General features: G+C 46.2%; 17 protein-coding genes. 4 read left to right on the top strand and 13 right to left on the bottom strand.

Annotated features, from left to right (window positions below; genetic code table 11):
* Window positions 1-102 precede the first annotated feature (102 nt).
* Complete coding sequence (locus ACYVJM_RS00085; protein WP_461146167.1) at window positions 103-1,074, top strand: beta-1,6-N-acetylglucosaminyltransferase; 972 nt, start codon at window positions 103-105, stop codon at window positions 1,072-1,074.
* A 56-nt stretch (window positions 1,075-1,130) separates the two neighbouring features.
* Here the strand turns inward: ACYVJM_RS00085 and ACYVJM_RS00080 are convergent, their stop codons facing one another.
* The 8 genes from ACYVJM_RS00080 to ACYVJM_RS00045 all read right to left on the bottom strand — a co-directional run bounded on the left by ACYVJM_RS00080 (window position 1,131) and on the right by ACYVJM_RS00045 (window position 9,505).
* Window positions 1,131-2,153: a glycosyltransferase family 2 protein gene (locus tag ACYVJM_RS00080; RefSeq protein WP_461146166.1), complete on the bottom strand. Its 1,023-nt coding sequence runs from the start codon at window positions 2,151-2,153 to the stop codon at window positions 1,131-1,133.
* A gap of 104 nt (window positions 2,154-2,257) precedes the next feature.
* Window positions 2,258-3,274 (bottom strand): polysaccharide deacetylase family protein, encoded by a 1,017-nt coding sequence (locus ACYVJM_RS00075; protein ID WP_461146165.1) that lies wholly within the window; start codon window positions 3,272-3,274, stop codon window positions 2,258-2,260.
* Complete coding sequence (locus ACYVJM_RS00070; RefSeq protein WP_461146164.1) at window positions 3,271-3,975, bottom strand: class I SAM-dependent methyltransferase; 705 nt, start codon at window positions 3,973-3,975, stop codon at window positions 3,271-3,273. Before ACYVJM_RS00070 ends, ACYVJM_RS00075 begins: the two co-directional genes overlap by 4 nt.
* Window positions 3,976-4,071: 96 nt before the next feature.
* Window positions 4,072-4,944: a glycosyltransferase family 2 protein gene (locus tag ACYVJM_RS00065; protein ID WP_461146163.1), complete on the bottom strand. Its 873-nt coding sequence runs from the start codon at window positions 4,942-4,944 to the stop codon at window positions 4,072-4,074.
* Window positions 4,945-4,948: 4 nt separating this feature from the next.
* Window positions 4,949-6,214: a glycosyltransferase family 2 protein gene (locus tag ACYVJM_RS00060; RefSeq protein WP_461146162.1), complete on the bottom strand. Its 1,266-nt coding sequence runs from the start codon at window positions 6,212-6,214 to the stop codon at window positions 4,949-4,951.
* Window positions 6,211-7,506, bottom strand: coding sequence for an ABC transporter ATP-binding protein (locus ACYVJM_RS00055; RefSeq protein ID WP_461146161.1), 1,296 nt, complete (start codon window positions 7,504-7,506; stop codon window positions 6,211-6,213). Before ACYVJM_RS00055 ends, ACYVJM_RS00060 begins: the two co-directional genes overlap by 4 nt.
* A gap of 10 nt (window positions 7,507-7,516) precedes the next feature.
* Window positions 7,517-8,377, bottom strand: a complete 861-nt coding sequence (locus ACYVJM_RS00050) for an ABC transporter permease (protein ID WP_461146160.1) — start codon at window positions 8,375-8,377, stop codon at window positions 7,517-7,519.
* Window positions 8,378-8,452: 75 nt separating this feature from the next.
* Window positions 8,453-9,505, bottom strand: a complete 1,053-nt coding sequence (locus tag ACYVJM_RS00045) for a glycosyltransferase family 2 protein (RefSeq protein WP_461146159.1) — start codon at window positions 9,503-9,505, stop codon at window positions 8,453-8,455.
* 1,240 nt (window positions 9,506-10,745) lie between these two features.
* Here ACYVJM_RS00045 and ACYVJM_RS00040 point away from each other — a divergent pair.
* Window positions 10,746-11,078: a YegP family protein gene (locus ACYVJM_RS00040; protein ID WP_461146158.1), complete on the top strand. Its 333-nt coding sequence runs from the start codon at window positions 10,746-10,748 to the stop codon at window positions 11,076-11,078.
* A 124-nt stretch (window positions 11,079-11,202) separates the two neighbouring features.
* Entirely contained in the window at window positions 11,203-11,613 is a 411-nt protein-coding gene (locus ACYVJM_RS00035) for a hypothetical protein (RefSeq protein WP_461146157.1), read from the top strand.
* Between the two features lie 50 nt (window positions 11,614-11,663).
* Here ACYVJM_RS00035 and ACYVJM_RS00030 read toward each other — a convergent pair whose 3' ends face one another.
* Window positions 11,664-13,064 carry a four-carbon acid sugar kinase family protein gene (locus tag ACYVJM_RS00030; RefSeq protein WP_461146156.1) on the bottom strand — a complete coding sequence of 467 codons (1,401 nt, stop codon included), beginning with the start codon at window positions 13,062-13,064 and terminating at the stop codon, window positions 11,664-11,666.
* Window positions 13,065-13,183: 119 nt separating this feature from the next.
* Here ACYVJM_RS00030 and denD point away from each other — a divergent pair, with 119 nt between their 5' ends.
* On the top strand, window positions 13,184-14,131 hold the full coding sequence (gene denD / locus ACYVJM_RS00025; RefSeq protein ID WP_461146155.1) for a D-erythronate dehydrogenase: 948 nt from the start codon (window positions 13,184-13,186) through the stop codon (window positions 14,129-14,131).
* 18 nt (window positions 14,132-14,149) lie between these two features.
* Here denD and ACYVJM_RS00020 read toward each other — a convergent pair whose 3' ends face one another.
* The 4 genes from ACYVJM_RS00020 to ACYVJM_RS00005 all read right to left on the bottom strand — a co-directional run.
* Window positions 14,150-15,466 carry a gluconate:H+ symporter gene (locus tag ACYVJM_RS00020; protein ID WP_461146154.1) on the bottom strand — a complete coding sequence of 439 codons (1,317 nt, stop codon included), beginning with the start codon at window positions 15,464-15,466 and terminating at the stop codon, window positions 14,150-14,152.
* A 14-nt stretch (window positions 15,467-15,480) separates the two neighbouring features.
* Window positions 15,481-16,767 (bottom strand): McrC family protein, encoded by a 1,287-nt coding sequence (locus tag ACYVJM_RS00015; RefSeq protein WP_461146153.1) that lies wholly within the window; start codon window positions 16,765-16,767, stop codon window positions 15,481-15,483.
* An 18-nt stretch (window positions 16,768-16,785) separates the two neighbouring features.
* On the bottom strand, window positions 16,786-20,268 hold the full coding sequence (locus ACYVJM_RS00010; protein ID WP_461146152.1) for a VCBS repeat-containing protein: 3,483 nt from the start codon (window positions 20,266-20,268) through the stop codon (window positions 16,786-16,788).
* A 142-nt stretch (window positions 20,269-20,410) separates the two neighbouring features.
* Window positions 20,411-20,666 (bottom strand): RagB/SusD family nutrient uptake outer membrane protein (locus ACYVJM_RS00005; RefSeq protein ID WP_461146151.1); only part of this gene is annotated, 256 nt, incomplete at its 5' end.

Below are 20,666 nucleotides of genomic sequence, written 5' to 3'. Positions count from 1 at the left end.
AATTATATGAATTTTAATCTAATTTTAACAATTAGTTCATTACTATTGTAGAACAATAAACATATTCACACACAGCTTAAGCCATTTTGCCATTGTAAGGTAATGCATCATAAATTATATCTCATCCTGGCTCATCACAGGCCTTCTCAACTACAAATTCTAATTAATAAATTAAATGATCCAAATTCAATATTTATAATCCATGTAGATAAAGACACGAATATTACCGATTTCAAAGCAATCATTCAACAAGAGAATGTTCATTTTATTGTTGAACGAGTTTCGTGTATTTGGGGCAATATTTCAATTGTAGAGGCTACATTGATCATGATGGATTATGCCTTGAAATTGAATAAAAATGGCCATTTAATTCTTTTGTCCGGCGCATGTATGCCACTTGCATCAAACAATGAAATTACCAAATACTTATCTGACAATCAGAACGTAAACTTTATTGATATCTTTGAAGTCGAGAATTTCCTGGGCCTGGAAGAAACGAAAAGAAGATTTATAGCTTATACCATTCACTTTAGACCGAGATTAGCCGTTAGTATAAACCCTATTTCGTCATTTAGGGCATACGTATGTGAACTGAAGCGAATACTGAAATTTATTATATTCTGTCTAATAGAAAAAAATTACGATGAACTGAAATTTCTGAAAGAGTTCAGGCATTCCAGAACGTCATTTTTCTCAAAAAACTTTGCGGGTAGCCAGTGGTGGGCTCTTACCCGGTCCACCGCCGAAGCAATTCTGGAACATACCCGAAATAATCCGGCGAATTTAAATATGTACAAATTCATGCATTCGCCCGATGAAGTTTTCTTTCATACGCTGCTAATGAACTTGCCCGATGTTTTAAAAAACAATCCAATAAAGCATTCTATTACTTACGCCTACTGGTCGAAAAAAAATACGCCCTCCCCTACAACATTTTCCAGAGATGACCTTTCTAAACTGATTCAGAAAAGATCAGAAAATTACTTTTTTGCCCGGAAGTTTGACATTGATGTGGATGATTTTTTCGTTTCAGAATTACCGTTTACTACCCAAGAAAAGAAGCTAAGCATTTGATAATAAGAAACTTGGATAGATAGCAAAAATAAAATCTATTTTAACCTTATTACAAACTAGTGACCTATTGGACGCGAGTTAGATGCTTTCGAAGGAGGCACGACTGTTTGGATAGCCATTTTTGCGTAAAGTTTACCCACTCGTAATAAAACGCCAACATCAGTGTGTAAATCCAGAATACCTATAATGTAGTTTTCTACCTGTTTATAATTATGGGTACGATCCCATAACGCACTTGCCTTGCCCAACTCGTAACGAGCCCAGATACGTGTTGATTCGCGCGAAACTTTCTTTCTCACCGGGGCTGGTAAATGCTCACTTATTGCTTTAGAAAGAAATTTTAAATCACGAACCGTTTGCCCGGTGAGTGTTTTAGCACTTGAAATTGAATCATTATGAACGCGGTATTCGGCTAAGACCTCCGGTGTATAGGCAACCGGGTAATGCTTGGCAATACGCACCCACATTTCCCAGTCTTCACCGTATGTAACTCCATAGAACGAACCCAGCTTTTCGTACACCGAACGCTTCACAACTTTACAGGCGTATTGAAGACGTTGTTGTTTGGCAATCCTAAACAGCCAGTCCGGAAGAATACCGTCGTAATCCATCAAAGGGGGGTCTTCCGATAGGGCATTTCCCTTGTCGTCGATGTGTATGAACCGGCTGAAGGCAGCTCCAATTTCGGGAAAATCTGAAAAGAGTTTATCCATTTTTTGATAAAAACCCAGCCGGGTTCGATCATCTCCGTGTAACAGATGCACCAGCTGCCCTTTAGCGCGGTTGATACAGGTTTCGAAGTTACGCAGACTCCCTACATTTTGTGGCTGCCGGTAGTAGAGGACTCGTCCTTTTCCAATGCTGTTCACCAGCGCTTCAACATCGGCATCGGTGCTGGCATCGTCAACTACTTCGATCTGCATCTGATCAGCACCGGGGTCCTGCGCCAATACAGATACCAGCGTTTCGCGTAGGTACTCGGAACAATTATAGACAGGTATCATGACCGACCAAAGTGGCCGGTTTATTTCTTCTGGTAATGGAAGTATTACGGGTGGATGTTGCGGAATGCGATCCATGTCAAAACTAGTTTAGTCACTTCATTATTCCTGACCAGCGTGGCGAATAATGATCGTAACATTAAGTAAGTATGTAGTTACGGTTTATTTTTTAACTCTCCCCACTAGTGTGAGTACCAGGAAACGAGCTTCTTTTCAATCGTTTGTCTATCCCAATCGCATACCTGGTAGCGATTCATTCTCAACGGGTTGGATTGGTTTGTAATAACCCCTTCTTCGGTTGTAACGGCGGTCGACAGGCCAGTCGCACTGACTAGTGAAACACTCATTTCGTTGTAGTTGCCGTACGGATAAGCAAACAACTCAATGGACTTGCCCATCAGCTCGCTGAGGTATTGATTCCCACCCTTAATCTCGACGGACTGCTCATCGGCTGGCCGCTCACCCAGTGCCGGATGATTCATGGTATGCGACCCAATCGTGAATAAGGGATTTGATACTAACTGATGCAGGTGATCTGGTGTCATACAGCGTAGTTGAGCAGGACTGGTTTGCGGCAATCCTGCCCATTCTCTCAATCGGGCCATCTGTACCTGTTGCTCCTGAGCTGACATGGTTTTTAACCGCTGCCAGATCTGCTCGTATATACGGCACCGTTCAGTGGGTGTATGTACACAGGCAGCCCATTCTTTTTGTTTCTCCCGGAGAATTGGTGTCAGTATTGCCTCGTTGCTTAGATCAGCCCTAATGAGTTCATCGCCAATCTTGACCTGCAAAAGCTCAGGCAGCTTTGGCGCATCAACAAGAATGGTCTGTAACTCATCCCACCAGAACGGAGCCTGGCTTTCACAATGCTGGGTAGCAATAAAAAAAGTAGCTGGCACCTTATACTTTTCCAGCAAGGGTTTGGCATGTATAAAATTGTCAATGTACCCATCATCAAAAGTCAAGACAACGCTTCGATCCTCAACCGACCGTCTGGCTACATCCTGTCTTAATTTTGCCAGTGAGATAGGCCGCCAGTGCTGACTAATGACCGCTAGTTGCTGCTCAAAAACGTCAGGGCTAACCGCCAGTTGCCAAGGGTCGCATGACAAAGTGTCGACCCGATGATACATCAGGATGAGCGCTTTGCTTTCCGGCTTTCGATTAATGAGTTTATTCCAGAACGTCCTTATCAAGAGATAGTCGGTTTAACGGCCTTGACTGTGATGATTACCGGATAATTGGGATCTTTTGCCTCCAATTGTGCTTTACTTATTTCGGATACGCCCACACCATAGAGGAAGCTCGTGGCTACGAACACATTTCCGTATTGCTCAATCTCCACGTTTGCAGGCGGAAAAACTTCGCCCAGCATCCGGCGCATGGATGTGGCCGTAAACGACCAGAACCAGATACTCTGCCACTCATCACTGGCGACTTGCGAAATTCCGGGCGATGTGAGTAACAATATTCCACCCGGTTTCAGAATGCGTTCGCAGGTTCTCAGCGCGGCTTTTGCTTCATAAATCAAATGCAGCGTTTGCGTCAGTACAATACAATCGAAACTATTGTCGGGTATATGCGAAGCATCGCTTAAGTCGCCAATAATAGTTGCTATCGGATTATTACTATGGATGTGCAGGACGTCACTTTTGGTAACCTGCTGGCCGCCGAACCGGAGGGTGTATTCATTGTCACCGATTTCAAGCACCCTGCCTTTTATGCTACCTGCCTGCTCCTGTAAAAATTTTTCGATGTAATAACGGTCAACGGGACCTCCCCGATCATAGCCAAATTCAGTGCTGAAAGGGGTTGTCCGGTTAAGATCGCCAAACCGAATCTGCCCAACTCGTGGGGCATATGTTGTATATAGTCCTAATTGCTTTAACCAGCGCAAAGCAAAAGCGGGGGCTTTTTTCTTGATAAACGTTTTGATAAGCTTGCCGTTTTATGATGGTTAAAAAGAAATTTTATTCACTATACGATGCGCCAGCTAGGAAGACTGGGTAGAGCGGGCATTCTGTGCCTGGTAATAATCGGTCCAGATTTGCTGTCCACGTAAGTAAGCCTGCTGCTCCGGTTCATCTTTCAGCATGGGCTTTTGCCGCTGCAGTACACTCAGCACAGCCGTAAGCATCGTTGTATTATTTGACGACATACTTTTGGGAAGTATGCGGTAAGCCGCCACTTTATGGGTATGGTGAAGCACCGGGTAGTTACGGGCTATTCGTAAATACATGTCGTAGTCCTCACAGGCTCTCAGAGATGTATCAAATTTGTATTCATCCAGAACGGTACGCCGATACATGACGGTTGCATGCATCCCAATGTAATTGCTTTCCAGTAACAAAAGGTAATGATCTCCTCCCACAAATCGGGATTCAGACGAAATCAATTGCTTGTCTATCGTTACTTTATCATGACCGCCCGACACAAAGGCAGCCTCGGGATTCGTATGCAGCAACGTAAGACCGATGTCAACGCAGTTAGGGTATAACCAGTCATCGGCATCCAGAAAAATCAGATAATCGCCCCGGCTTTGTAAAATACCGGTATTGCGAGCCGCAGACAGACCCTGATTTTCCTGATAGATATACCGTACCTTACTGTACCGACCTGCCACTTCGCGGGTGTTATCCGATGAGCCATCATCTACGACGATTATTTCAATGGGGTTGTCCATTTTCGCCAGTTGGCTTACCGGACTCCACATTTGCTGATAAACACTATCAATGGCATCTGGAAGAAAATTTCCGTGATTATAGCACGTGATGACAACGGTAACTAACGGCCGAGGCTCTTTTACCTTATTATATAAACGCTGTCCTGCCCGCTGGATACGAACTCTATAATATTGGAAGTCCATACGTTTACACCTGTGGTTGAGAAGGCCTATTTCGATTTCTTAGGTAAAAAAGCACACCGGACAAAGCCCCTCTTATTTCCATGCCAATGGTTTGGTGCCGGAAGGCATAAGCAGGAAACCCATCTTTAATGTAGTGTAGATAGTAAAGTGGTAAACTTTTAAACACATGTCGGCGATAGCCCGCCTGTGGGTGGTAGCTCTGCTGAATCAAGGCGGCTGCGGTATGCCCGCGCATATAGCTGAACAGCTGTTTTTTCAGGGCAGGCAGTTGTTGCCTATGCTTGTGAAAGACAACCGCTCTTGGGTTATAGTGTACCGCGTAGTTATTTGTCAATACGCGAAACCACATTTCCGAGTCGCCGTTACAGCCAGCAGCACCCACATCGAGCCGTTCATCGAAGTACCCTATTTTCTCGAATAAGTCGCGCCGGAATGCCATGTTTGCCCCGGCACCTATTTCCCAGACCGGCGGTCCGCCAAACAGAGTCCGATTAAAATACGCAGCATCGTACTGCTTATCAATATAGCCCCGATTGAAACTCCAGTGTTTTTCAAAAATGAGTTGCGCTTCGGTATCAAGTTCGGCCGCAATTACCAGCCCCGTCATGGCGGCAATGTTAGTATCCTGGAAGGTTTTCCAGATATGATAAGCCCAGTGCGCATGTACCTGTACGTCATCATCTACATAAGCCATTACGGGCAGAGTGGCCATCCGGATGCCTGAGTTCCGGGCAATGTCGAGCCCTGGCCGGGGTTCATGACAATAGATCACATCCGGGAACTGTGCGACGACCTGTGCGGTGCTGTTATCGGTGGGTGCATTATCGACAACGACAATTTCAGCAGGTTTACACGGTAGATCTTTTAACGCCTGAAGGGCGATTTTTAAATCGGGAGCCCGGTTTCGCGTGCAAATGACCACCGAAATGGGCACTTCGTTCGGCAGCGTTTCAACATCAAACGTACTTAACGTGGTCGACAGTACGTCCTGCAAATCCGCTGGCCGGGTAGTTGTAGATAACGCTGTCAGGTCGGGCAGCTTTACCGACGTCCCATAAACCTGCAGGGTGGGTTGGATAGCCCGCCAGCATTTTTCCGCTAACTCAGCTGGTGTGATGACTTCCCCTGGTTCAACGAATAAATGCCCGATGGGTATTTGCCGCCACCAGAATACCAGATACCAGCCCGTTTCATTTGTTGAAACAGCGGGTAGCGTAGTGGATTCGGCAAGTTGAATATGTTTTATCTGATACTCAAATGATGGCTTCATAAAGAAAGGCTAAGGGGCTGATTCTCGGGCTTATGCACCAGCGTCAACGGAAATTTGGGTCGAACACTCCCCCACCATTTACCGGTGAAGTTCATTCCTTCGCCCCGAAAATCTTCCACTTCGAACGACAGGCAGTTTGTGTAATCGAAGTAATCTTCCCACGAGTTCCGGTAGGCAATCAGCGAAATGGAGTAAGATCCATCATTCAAGAAGTTGCCGGGAATTTCGCAGGTTGCCTCCACTAATCCCCGCTTGCAATCGGTAAAGGGAGTCATTATATCAAAAACGCATTCGCCCGTTTGATCCATCAACTGGAATCCAACTAACAAACGTAGTTGGTCCTGACAAACCCAAAACTTAAACTGTAATGTTAACGGTGTGCGTACATCTACCAAAGAATCTTCCGTTTCCTTTTGAGGAATCAGCTCAATTGACTTCAACCGGATCCAGTGATTTCCGGGAGCCTCCTGGGGCGTTTCCCAGGCTTGACTCAGTTGATTGATCTGCGACTGGTTACTGTATTGATTTAAAATTGTTTGTATAGGCCCACTCGCTACCATCTGGCCTTTTTTCAACCAGAGGATATGCTTGCATAATTGACTGACGGCCTGCATATTGTGACTAACAAAAAGAATAGTGCGCCCTTCAGTACGGGTAAACTCCTGCATTTTGCTCAGGCATTTTTTCTGAAATTCAGCGTCCCCTACCGCCAGCACTTCATCCACAATCAGAATGTCGGAATCCAGGTGTGCGGCAACGGCAAATGCCAGACGAACATACATACCCGATGAATAACGCTTGACAGGGGTATCCACAAATTGACCGATGCCTGAGAACTCGACGATTTCATCAAAGCGTCGCCGAATTTCATGACGCTTCATTCCCAGCACATAGCCGCTGAGGTAGATGTTCTCACGTCCCGACAGGTCCTGGTGAAATCCTGTGCCCACTTCCAGCATACTGCTTAATCGGCCTCTTCCGCGAACGGTGCCATGAGTAGGCCGAATGATCCGTGAAATAACTTTGAGCAAGGTAGACTTTCCGGAGCCATTCCCGCCCACAATACCCCATACGTCTCCTTCTGCCACGTCTAGATTTACCTGACGCAGTGCCCAGATATGCGACGCTTGTGCTTCATTTTCAACTGTCGAGTTGAGATCGAATGGATCGTCCTTTTTGCGAACGGATGTCGACCACCAACGGTGCAGGTCTCTCTTGAATGAACCTGTACCAATTGTTCCTAACTGATACAGTTTTGATATGTTATCAACTTGAATTGCGAGCTTGGCCATGAATGCGTTTTTAAAGAATATCCATTAAGGCATCCTTTTGCTTGTTAAAGAGAAATAACCCAACTAACAGACATCCAGCGGTACAAACCAGACTATACACTAACTGGGCACTCGTAAAACTCCCCTCTCCCAGCAAGCCATATCGAAATAGCTCGAACATAGGTGTCATTGGGTTTATTGCCAGAATCCAACGGACTTTAACCGGTATGATATTCATTGGGTAGATAACCGGCGTCACGTACATCAATATACGCATCAGAATAGGCACAACGTTCATCAAATCACGGTATTTAGCCGTTATAACCGAGAAAATCAGCCCTCCGGCAAGGCCTAATATGGCGACTACGATTAGTATTCCCGGAAGAGCAAGTGCCCATGCATTCATGTGTATGGTTACATCTGTCCGAAAGGAGTAAAAAATTAAGAATGCAGCCAGCAAGGCCAGTTGAACGAGAAGCCGCAGGAGTTGAGCACTGACAAATGCAAAAGGCATAACCAGCCGGGGAAAATACACTTTACTAAACAAGTCAGCATTCGTTGTAAAGGTTGTTGAGGTTCCGGTAAACACATCATTAAAGAGTCCCCACAGTATGGTTCCTGTCAAATAAAATAAAACAGGTGGAACGGTTCCCGTTGAGATACCTACCAGTTTACTAAAAACCAGAACGTACGTAAACACCGTAAGCAGAGGCTGCAACAAAGTCCAGAGAGGCCCAAGCAGCGTTTGCTGATAGCTAAGAAGAAAATCGCGTCTTACCAGTCGGGCTAATAGATTTCGATAAGACCAAACCTCGCGTAGGTCCAGTTGCCACCAGCTAGTGTTGCTCGTTAATTGCCAATCCCAATCGGATTGCTTCTCTTTTGTATCCATAATGTCTGTACCGTTATTAACTTATATGTATGGCTCATACTGCTTTATCTATATAAATTATAGTAACTATATCTACTACTCCGTCGTTTTGGTATCCGGAAGATAAACTGAACCAGCTGGAATGTTTATACTCTTTGATTTTTGTATCGTACAATTATACCAAATTATTTTTAAAAAAACTTTAGTGAAGATTCGATAAAATGATGGGCCCGAATCCAGTCTGAATGCTTCCCGAATTGTACTTAGAATATAGTCCGCATTACCGGATATTTTCCAGGCGTTGAAAGCACCGTACATACCGAACCGAACATAAACGACTTTACTGTGTCGTAAAACGGCTTTCTTATATTCAGCAGGCAGATAATTCTGAATAACGTGTATAACAGAACGTAAATCTCTAAGGGCATGACCCGTTGCCATCTTTTGGTCGCTGATCGATTCAGGACGTCCACGGTATTCGGCGAGTACTTCGGGCGTATAGGCAGTCGAATAGTACCGGGCGATACGCACCCACATCTCCCAGTCTTCGCCATAAGTAACGCCGTAGAAAGACCCTACATGTTCGTAAACGGAGCGTTTCACAACCATCGATACGTATTGAAGCCGGTCTTGCTGTGCGATGCGGATCAGCCAATTGTCTAATAGACCATCGTCCGGCCGTTCCGGTTCGCTGCATTGCCGGTCGTTACCCCATACATCGATATAAGCGTATCGGCAGGCAGCCGCTCCTATGGTTGGGTACGCCGTAAACAACTCACTCATTTTAGCGTAGAAGCCGGGCCTCACGCGGTCATCGCCATGGAGTAGGTGTATCAAATGGCCTTTTGAGCGGTTGATACAAGTTTCGAAATTACGCAGGCTACCTACGTTTTGTGACTGCCGATAATAGGATACCCTTCCTTTACCAATGGTCGCTACGAGGGCTTCAACATCGGCATCGGTACTGGCATCATCAATCACTTCGATCTGCATCTGGTCAGCACCAGGATCTTGCGCCAATACGGATAACAGCGTTTCTTTCAGGAAGGTAGCGCAGTTATAAGCCGGGATCATAACCGACCAAAGTGGCCGGTCGATAGGTTCCTTTATAGGGTGGATAGTTGGGGGCACCAGTGGAATTCTGTCCATTAATACTATTTGTTACTAATCATTTACCTTAACTTAACTCATAGTTATTTTTGGAGTGATATGGTGAATAACTACTAGTAAATTACTACATCTATACCATAGTATTACTATTCATAACTACCATATTACTCATTATCTGTTGGACAAAAAAATAATGGTTCATATTTATACCATAAAATTATCGTACGAGCATAATTCTTCGCGTTTATTAAAATTTTTTTATTTATTTAAAGTATAATACAATCCGATTTTAAGTTTATTATTAAATTAATAATCTTAGAATTCAAGTTTACAAAAAACGATCATTTTATTCTACTAAGATAATTTATTTATTAAACAGCTCTTTTTCTCAGAAGAGCACAATAGTATTAAAGAGAATTATTAAAGTAGCAATATAGATTGACTTTCGCTTACACTTGTTAGTTAGTAAGGGAGAATCTCTGTAATGACTTACCGAACAAACACTAGTTCCAATATAACGTACTAGCAATCAAATCTTTACAAGTCTTTATTTGACCAATTCCTAGCGAAGTAGCTAGTATTTTCAGACTAATGCTGCCATCTAATAAATAATTATCAAAGCATATTTATTTACAATTAATTAATTTAGGGTACATAGCCAACTGAAAAAATTAGTGAATTTTTACCAAAAAAAGGCAGCTTATTATCTTTAAAATTAAAGGCAAATGGATAGAGATGACGTCTGAATCCATCAAACAATTCAGGCCCATTCGTCGCGGCAATCAAGGTGAATCTTTTATGTCCATATGCCAACAACTAGACAGGTTGCTTCTACTTTGCCTGGGTCTTACAGGCTATAGGCTTGGTTCTAGTTAGCACAGTTTTATCGACAACAGATGCGTTTCTTTCTGGATCGATTTTAACTATAATTTAATCTTTCACTTGATTTAAAAGGGTTAGCAGGCATCTACCTGCTAACCCTTTTAAATGTTATACAATATTTTGTTACCACTCAATAAAGAAAACAGGCTATCTGCTACTCTTACCAATAAACTGGTGTGGTACTTAAAATCAACAACTGATTGGATTAAGTGTCAAAATTATTTAGACGAGTATAAATAAACACCATTACTTCTTTTATATACTAAAGGCTGATTCATCAAGCTCTTTACCAGGTTCAAGCAATTAAAAATGAGCTATTGGTACTGCTGTTTATTGATGAAAAACAACCCAACTTTTACAAAACAGAATTTAACGCTTAATCTAAATATAGCCACCAATGAGCAAATTCGTGATTACTACCAGAACAAATGGAGAATTTCAGTTTTGTCTGAAAGCGGGCAATGGACAAATCATATTGACCAGCGAGGGTTATTCATCCAAATCAGGTTGTCTGAATGGGATTGAATCAGTTAAATCCAATTCGCAGGATGATGCAAAATACGATCGAAAAATCTCGTCGAACGGTAAGCCTTATTTCAATCTGAAAGCCAGCAATGGACAAATTATTGGCTCAAGCGAATTATACGAAAGTGAAGCGTCAAGAGAAAACGGCATTACATCTGTCAAGAATAACGCCCTTGATGCCGACATCGACGACCAGACAGCTTAGGCTGCTTAGTTTTTAAGAGCACCGTTTTTGACCGGGCTAATGAACATGCTCAGCTTTTAATCGAGCCGGGGCATGTTCGGTAGTCTGTAATAAATAGAATTGCACAATAAACCTACGTATACGCATGGTTACTAAATCCTTACTATGTATCCTCCTCCTGACATGCGGCACGCTCACAGTTGGGCAAACCCGCAAACAATCAACCAATGGGGGTGATAAAGATGCTCACGGTTGCATCAGGTCGGCGGGCTACACTTTTTCAGTCCTCAAAAACGATTGTATTCGGGTTTTTGAGCAGACCATTCAGTTGAAAGAAGTCAGCCCGACCGGCTCGTTCACCTCCAATGCAACCGTAATTTTCAGCAAAGACACGAAACAAGCTGAGGTTTTTATACCCGGTTCAGCAACAGGCGTTTTATTGGCCAGAAGCAGTAAAGAAGGTAAGTTTTTTTGGAAAAAGGGCAATTTGACTCTCCTCCGCTTGAAAGGGTACGTGTTAAAGCGCGGTAATCAGGTGATCTTTAGTGGCGGGTAGTGAAAACACATTTCACCTCCTTTTAAGGAAAAACCGGCTTTAACAAAGGTTTAGCTCATTCTGTCATATACCGTTTCGAGTGCCATTTCGTCTCCTACGTTCCCTGGAAAAACAACGTAACGGATGCCTGGAAATTTACTCTTTGCATCCATCTGCCAGACAGGAACGCCCGGAATGACAGCGCCCAGAACAAACGCTTTTTCGGCAGAAAGACCATCTGTTGCCAGATCACTGGCCGTAATGCCTCCTTTGGCAATGATAAATTTGGGCCTCACCGTTAGTTCTTTCATCAGGCTGACGAGAAAAGAAGATACCCGTGCATTGATAACCAAATTGCTACGATCATCTGCGCCTACTTCCAACTTTCGACTGGTGTAAACAACCACGGCATTCCCCTGAGACAGCCACTCATCTATTTTCCTGCTTAACTCAATTGCCCACGCCATTGAATTAGCGGACTTCAGCACTTTCGAAACAGGTACTTCAATTGTCTTATACGCTCCGTTTTTAAGAAGCCAGTTGAGTTGACCAGTCGTTTTTGGCACGTGCGATCCAACAACGATCAGAGCACCCGCTGCCAACTCAGACTTCTTTTTGGGGAATGTAACAGGTTTGCCACTTTCCATCCCAGCCCGGATGGGAACGAGGGTCGCCGAACTTCGGCAAAGAAACTGTTTACCCAATTTTTCAGCCAGCATCAGTCCCATAACAACAACCTCAAGGTCGCGGTAGCTAACGGCATTCACAATACAAACGGTTCCGGCTCCGCAGGCCATTAGTTTTTCACTTACTATCCCTGGCCCGCCAACCCGTATATTCTCAATTGACAGAACATTTACTGCCGATGCACGAATGCGGCCTTTTGTCTTTTCCTCTATCCATAATCTAAGGTTAGCTTGCTCATAACCAAAAACAATGTCCTGAGCAAAGGGCGTTTCAGAAACAGGAATAGCAGTCTGATTTTCCACTAGATAATGGACATCATTCACCGTAATACGCCCTCCTTCAACAAACGCGGGCACTAAAATAATGACCGCATTGGCCATATCCATCAGTTGAGCCAGCGCATCGACTTCCGCAGGATAATGGCCTCTCAGCGTTGAATCACTTCGGCTGACCAATACAATTTCCTGTCCACTCTCCTGAACAGCCAGTTTCACATTCGCTCCGATTTCTTCGGCGAGCGCCACCGCTTCTTTCTCAGACAGGCTGCGAGAGTTAGTAAGAATAAACAGTATTGAGGGCTTTTTTTTCAATTCCTCCGCTACTAACTCCACACGCCACGACATAAGAACCGTTACCCCTTGAGACGTTTGCGTGCCGGTAGGATCATCGTCAAAAACAACAATTGTTTTGCCGCTCTTCCGAAACTCGTCGCGAATAGACGCAAGTAGATCCTCCGGGTAATCGGGAGGCAGCAGGCTCAGGAGTTGATTTACAGGTATAAGCATCGGACGCTGGTTTACGCTAAAATTCACTATCACTTAGAGTAAAAAACCAATAAAAACTAGCTCTACTCTAAGCAGCAGGTATTTCGTAGTTAAAATCTACTTTATAAAAACTCATTTATATGCAGCTCATAATAACGGGGGGCGCGGGCTTTCTGGGACAACGGCTGGCAGAAGCACTTCTGGCCAGCGCTTACATCTTTGATGAGTTAGTGCTGGTAGATATTATCATGCCCATAAACCCTGGCACCGATAACCGGGTAAGTTGTCGACAGGCAGACCTTTCTGAGCGGGGTGAGGCTCAAAAACTCATCACCCCAGATACCGGTATAGTTTTTCATCTTGCTGCTATCGTGAGCAGCCATGCCGAAAAAGAGTTTGACCTTGGCTGGCAGGTGAACCTTGACATGACCCGCCAACTGCTGGAGGCTTGCCGCCAACAGCAAACAGGTATCCAATTTGTATTTGCCAGCTCACTGGCTGTTTACGGGGGCTCTTTACCCAGCCTCGTTGACGACTTGACCGTCATTACACCCCGTTCATCGTACGGAGCGCAGAAAGCAATGGGCGAGTTACTGGTCAATGACTATAGTCGCAAAAACTTTGTTGATGGTCGGGTATTGCGGTTGCCAACTGTCTGCATCAGGCCCGGACGCCCCAATCAGGCGGCTTCCTCTTTTGTAAGCAGTATAATCAGGGAACCCCTTAACGGCGAACCGGCCATTTGTCCAGTGTCGCCAGCGCTTGCTCTGTGGTTATCCAGCCCCGACACGATCATCAGGAACATTCTTAAAAGTACCGAGCTGGCGGGGAGTGACTTTGGTGGATGGCGAACGGTCAACCTGCCCGGTATTAGCGTTACCGTTCAGGAAATGCTCGAATCACTTGAACGAATAACGGGTAAAGAAGCGCTGGCGCGAGTGGAATTCCGACCAGACCCAGCCATAAACGCCATTGTGAGCAGTTGGCCCGGTGTGATCGACAACAGCCGAGCCTTACAACTGGGGTTCAGCGTCGACGGCCACTTCGACGACTTTATCACGCAGTTCATCAGCCAAAAGAAGGCCTGATGTGAACAAAGATTAAACTTATACCACAAGATTCAGCGCCAGTACGCCCAGCAGACCCACAATGGATACGATTGTCTCCATGAGTGACCACGTCCGGATAGTTTGCCCAATGGTCAGGTTGAAGTACTCTTTAAACAGCCAGAAGCCGCCATCATTTATGTGAGAAAACATGAGACTTCCAGAGCCAATGGCCAGTACCATGAGTTCGGGTTTAATAGCCTGCGATTGAATCAGTGGTAAGATTATACCAACCGTTGTCAGACCGGCGACCGTTGCCGAACCCACGCAAACCCGAATAAATGCGGCAATACCCCAACCCAGCAGCAACGGAGGTATGGCAGCATCGGCCAGAAGGCTACCAATGTATTTACTCGTTCCACTATCACTAAAGACCTGCTTCAGTGCACCCGCACCGGCAATGACCAATAATATAGGTGCTACTGCTTTAACTGCTTCTTCCAGATCTTTCGTGATGGCTTTCATGCTCAGCCCCTGCCGAATTCCTAACGTATACATAGCCACCAGCACCGACAGCAACATACCGATATAAGGCTCAGCCATCAGCGTAACAATTGTTTTCAGGGGAGATTCGGCAGGCAAGGCATTTTTTAGCGGGCCGAACGTAGTCAGCAAAAGAACCGGCAACAGCGCCACGAAAAAGCTGATCCCTGCGCTGGGCAACTTGTCTTTGGGTATTTCGCGGGTGTTGAACAACTCCCTGTTTGGCGTTGCCTTCACGTTAACCAGTGTTTTCCCGAACAGGGGTCCGGCAATGACAATAGCCGGAATGGCTACGATTATTCCATAAATGAGGGTTTGGCCGATGTTAGCATTCAATTGACCCGCTACCGCTGACGGTGATGGATGCGGGGGCAGATAGCCATGCGCAACGGACAGCGCCGACAGCATGGGTACAGCAACGGACATAAGCGGCAGACGGGACGAAGCGGCAATGGTAAAAATGAGCGGAACTACGATAATGAACCCCGCATTGTAGAACAGTGGAATCCCAATTACAAAGCCTGCCAAAGCCAGCCCCCACCGAATGTTTTTGATGCCAAACCAGCCAATCAGCACATCGGTAATGCGCCGGGCGGCTCCGCTTTCGGCCACCAACCGGCCCAGCATTGCTCCAAAACCAATAATCAGCACCAGTTCTCCAAGCGTACCGCCAATCCCGGCCTGAATCGATTTGCCAACGGCAACCACGTCCATACCGGACGCCAGGCCAATGCCAAGAGACACGATGACAAAGGAAATAAACGTATCTAAACGAACAAAAGCGACGAGAAGAACAAGGGTTAAAATACCAATTAAGGTTAAAATCAGGGGCATGGTGGTAGTTCTAGTTAAAACGACAAAGCGTACAGGGCTAATTTTTCTACTTCATTTGCCAGTGAATTGGTCACATCGAAGGGTATAACATGAAGACGGGTAGTAGCATCGTAGGCAAATACCGCTAAGGGTTCACGGAAGGCTGGATTTGCCGGGTAGATTAGAAAAAGATTGTTAGCCGCATACTTTTTCCCGTAGGCATACACCTGATACATATCTGCCTGTTCAATCCCGTAACTCGCCGTTTTTGAAGTTGAATCCGGAGAAAGCCCGTTAACCTGCTTCCACTTTGTGTCCATCACAAAGGTTCGGTCCTGATGCCGAATAACAACATCTGGCCGGAGTTTGAACCGGGGTGCGCCCACGTGTTCATCGACTAAATGAGTGGCTGATTCCTGTACATTAATTTCGTCTGCATTCGGCCAGTACATCCGAAGACCGTGGGCAACGTAATCTTCAAATACCCGCTCCATAGGGAAAAGCAACGCTATACTTTCTTTCAGCCCCTTTTTCACCCCCGGCCCCTGCCCCACCAATAACATCTCGGCCCAGCAGATTGCCATTTCATACCGACTGAACAAGCGATTGCTACGCCGAACAGCCAGCAAATCTAAACGGATGGCATCAGAAGCCGGCACATCATTCAGCACCGACAGCAGATGATGAATTCGTCGTTTGTTAGCCTGATCCGCCGTTTTTAAATGTACGTAATGCAGGGCCGTTTTCAGTATTCGGTTTGGGGGTACGTTGGCGGTTAGAGTATCGTAAACGACTGCCAATCGTTCGGCGTGCCAGGCATTTTCCCGCTGTTGACGCGTTGCCTGAAATTTACCTTTCCAGAAACGTTCATTGCTCTGCACCGATACGTAAGCCCGTTGGAGACCCTGTTGGGCCAACCCTTCTACAGCATCCAGAAAAGTGGTAATGAACACTTCCCACAGGGGAATTTTAACCGCCCGGCTATGCGCCGTTCGCAACGTTCTAAACGGGCTATTTCGCAGGTGCCGAAGCATGGACAGTAACAATGGCCGGGTATCGGACAATTGTTCTATTTTGGGTAAAATCTCCAGGCAGCTTCCGTCAGGTAAGGTCAGTAGGCCAACATAATTATGGACACGGATGTACTCACTCCCTTTTTGTACAATAAACGTAAACAAGCCCTCGGCCTGCTCATCGTCAATAGCAAACTGGCGTAAGGCCCGAAATACCGAATCCGGTACCAGGGCTCCGGCCGTTGGCGGTTCAGGAGAATGCAGAGCATTCCCCACCAGTCGGTTTTCAAAAATAGTAAAAACACGCATCACATCGGGCCAAGATTTCTACTTAGCACCTGCCATTTTATACGCCTGCACAGCCTGCTGGCTGATTCCAAATACAAAAGTTTTACCGCTGTCAACAGATAAGATACTCCGCACGTCGCCAGCTAATTTAAAGCCGGAACGAGGTTGCGGAACCACGCGAAAACCACCCGTTCCATCTCCTTCGAGCAGTAAACCGGCGTTCGCTTCCGAACGGCCAAAGCGCAACCGGGCCTGTGTTGTATTGCCGCACACCAACAGGTCTTTACGGCCGTCATGATTGAAATCTAACGTCGTTAAGGCAAATATGGGTGATGCCTGGGCCGCCAGTGGTAGTGTCTTTTCAACCAGCTTACCACCCGTACTACTAGTAAAGATGCTGGTCGTTAGCTGATTAGCCATCAATTTATTTGCCCCTGATAATTCCGATTCCGTAAACACGTCGGTTAGCGTGGCGTTCGAATAGCTGTCGAAGGTAGTGAATCGGTGACGGAGCATCCCGAGCTGGTCCAGTAACTCGTCGCGGGTAGCGTGGGGGTAGCTTTTTCCCTGTATGTAGAAACAAAGGATGGGGTCGATTTTACCATTGTTATCAAAATCCTTGTAGATCAGTTCTGCCGGTTCTTTATCGCTCGCGCGGCATTGGGTGTTAAGACCCTGATTACCAATCATTAAATCGGGCTTACCATCTCCATTGATATCATCGACCAGCAGTTTATTCCACCAACCCCGGTATTCTTTTTCAAAGTACGTTTTTGTCTGGTCGACTAACTGCACGGAGCTGCCTCCCTTTTCTATCCCAAGCACCGTGACGGGCATCCATTCACCAACGATCACCAGTTCTGGTTTACGGTCGCCGTTAAGGTCTGTCCAGGCAGCATCGGTAACCATACCAATGGTCGAGAGCATGGGAGCCAGTTGAGCTGTTTGGTCTGTAAATTTGGGTTGGCCGTCCGGTCCTTTTCCGGCATTGATGAGCAAATAACTCCGGGGTATTTCAGGATACCGGCCCGGTACTACACGGCCACCAACAAATACATCAGGGCGCCCGTCGGCGTTAACATCAGCTACCCGCACACAACCGGCGCTGGTTTGCATGGCTGGGAGGGCATTTGGAACTTTAGTAAATTTGCCCTTGCCATCGTTGAGGTATAATCGATCCAGCAGGCGCAGGTCGCTACCAATCTCCAGATCGGCATAGCCACCGCTGCACACGTATAGATCGGGGAAACCATCCGCGTTAGCATCAAAGAAAGCCGCATCGGCATTGTTGCACAGTTTATCCGCTTCAAACGCCGGTTGAGCCAGTTGGCTGAATTGCCCGGAAGCCTGCTGAATAAATAGCGCACCGGCCTGCCCGTTGCTTCCTCCGGCGTAAATATCCTCACGACCATCGCCATTGACATCGGCTTTAATCAGACAAGGTCCATTGAAGGATTGTGAATTTACCAGGAGCGGTTGTCGTTTGAAATCGTTTATACGCCGGGCTTGATCAGCAAACGCTACCGGCGACTTTACTTCCTGGAATAAGGCTGGCATAGGTGCCGGTTTTTTATTCGGGGCAACCGCATCTTTCTCGCCCAGTTTCAGTAGTTGATCCACTTTAACACCGGTGAGCAACTGCTGTTTACCCGTTGGCCACACAATCCGAAGGGAATCGATCAGCGGGTCGGCTCCCAAGCCAAAATGCAACCGGGGAGACATACTTGATTGATATCCACTGGTAGGCATCTGCTCCAGAAATTGCTGTTGTCCTTTTCGATAGAGCGTCACTTTGGTCCCTAATCCCTGCGTATTGCCTCGACGGCCAGTCAACTGAATAGACAGGTAATGATGTTTTCGAAGGGTATTGGCTTCATTTTTAAAGACGAACGCCGGTTGGTTGGTATTATTGACAATCAGGTCCAGATCACCGTCGTTATCGAGATCGGCATAGGCAGCTCCCGTACTGTTTGAGGTTTGGGTGAGCCCCCAGGCGGCACCAACATTGGCAAATGTCACCTCGTCGCCCTGTTCACTGCCCCGGTTCCGAAACATATAATTCATTACGTTGGACGAAGGTATGCGGTGAACCAGTTCGAGCACATCCTCACGACGGAAGTTCGCCGGACGGTTCTGCATGTAGTCCGTCATGAATTTGAGGAAGTCCAGATTCGTATAGTCCCGGACGTAACCATTGGTGATATACAGGTCTTTCCATCCGTCATTATCATAATCAGCGAACAAGGGCGACCAGCTCCAGTCCGTATTGGAAATACCGGCTAACTGACCTGTTTCACTGAATAAAGGAGCCGCTGCCGATGACTGGCCTTGTGCTCCCTGTCTTGAATCGGTTATCCCCTGGTTGATCTGTAGCATATTCCGCATATGCTGGTAATGAAACCCCGACTGAACACTCAAGTCAAATTTTTCGTAATTGTCTGGGGCCATCAATAATTTCTGGCGCCGGTTGTCTTCGGGCAGCATATCGAGGGTGAATATGTCCGGGCGAGAGTCGTTATTAACATCAACCACGGCATTACCCATCGAAAAGTTGGACGTGTGCCCAATGCTTGTCTTTAAGTGGTTGGTGAACACCGGACCGCCAGCCCGACCGCCCTGGTTATTTATGTAGAGATAATCGGGAACGCCATAATCATTGGAGATGTACATATCGGGCCAGCCATCGCCATTAATATCCGATACGCCAATACCCAAACCGTAGGTCAATACCGAACTACTCAAGCCCGATTTTTCAGTAATATCATCAAATCGATTGCCGGTATTTTTAAATAATCGAACGCCAATTTCAGGATTAGGCTGCTTCATGATAGCCGCCGTTGCATCCGGGTCGAGAATGGGGAGTAAACGGGGGTTATGGTTGAGTAAAAACAGGTCTAGGTCGCCATCAAGATCGTAATCAAAAAAAGCGCCCTGTGTACTTTGCTGTGGCTTGTCTAGTCCGTACTGCGCGGTCTGGTCAGAGAAATGAGGTACTCCCTGGGCATCTGGCCCTTCGTTGATAAATAGCTGGGGAATACGTTTTTGCGGGGGTAAGCTTCCCGAGTAGCAAACGAAAATATCCAGCTTCCCATCGCCATTTACATCAGCCATAGAAACGCCCGTTCGCCAGGGACCTTCGCGTCCGGCCACCCCAGCGGTAGCGGTTACGTCCGAAAACTTCAATCCTCCTTTATTGATATACAACTGGTTGGGAACCATGTTGCCACTAAAGTAAATATCTTCAAGGCCATCGCCGTTTAAGTCACCTACCGCAACACCACCCCCATTATAGAAGTACTCGTACATAAGCACGTTGGTGTTGAGACCTTCGGTCAGGTTGTTGGCAAACGTAATACCGGTTTGCTCGGGACTCAGGGATGTAAACAGCGGTGGTCCCTCATTATTATTCGTTGCCTTCTCACTGGACTTCGACTGATTACACCCGGTTAGTGAATTAAGGCTGATGAGCGCAAGTAAATACGTAATCGTTTTCACGAAATCCGTCTTTTTAAGAATTGACATGGTCAAAAAGTTACAGTCACGGGTGGTGCTTGTGCTGAAAGAGCAGGCAGTGAAACCCAAAATTCTATAAAAATAAACTAAAAAATGCCAGCACCCGAAGGTACTGGCATTTTTTGTATTCGAGTTGGTTTAAAGGCTATTACTAGTAGCCCGGATTCTGCACCAGCTTGTTGTTCCGGTTGATCTCGTCCCGGTTGATGGGCAGGAAGTAGATCTTGTCATTCCACTTACGGTTCTCTTTACCCGTACCCAGATCCTGCACATTGTATGAATACGTGTAGTTCTCCTTGCTGTACTTGTAGGTCGTCACCGTCTTGCCCGGCTTGAGCTTACCCGTAATCGCAATGATCCGCGCTTGCTGACCCAGGACAGCCGGAGCGATCATCCACCGGCGAACG

It is taken from the genome of Spirosoma pulveris (assembly GCF_054781875.1).
Note: the sequence above shows the minus strand (reverse complement) of the source record. Positions and strands in the feature narration are given on the sequence as shown.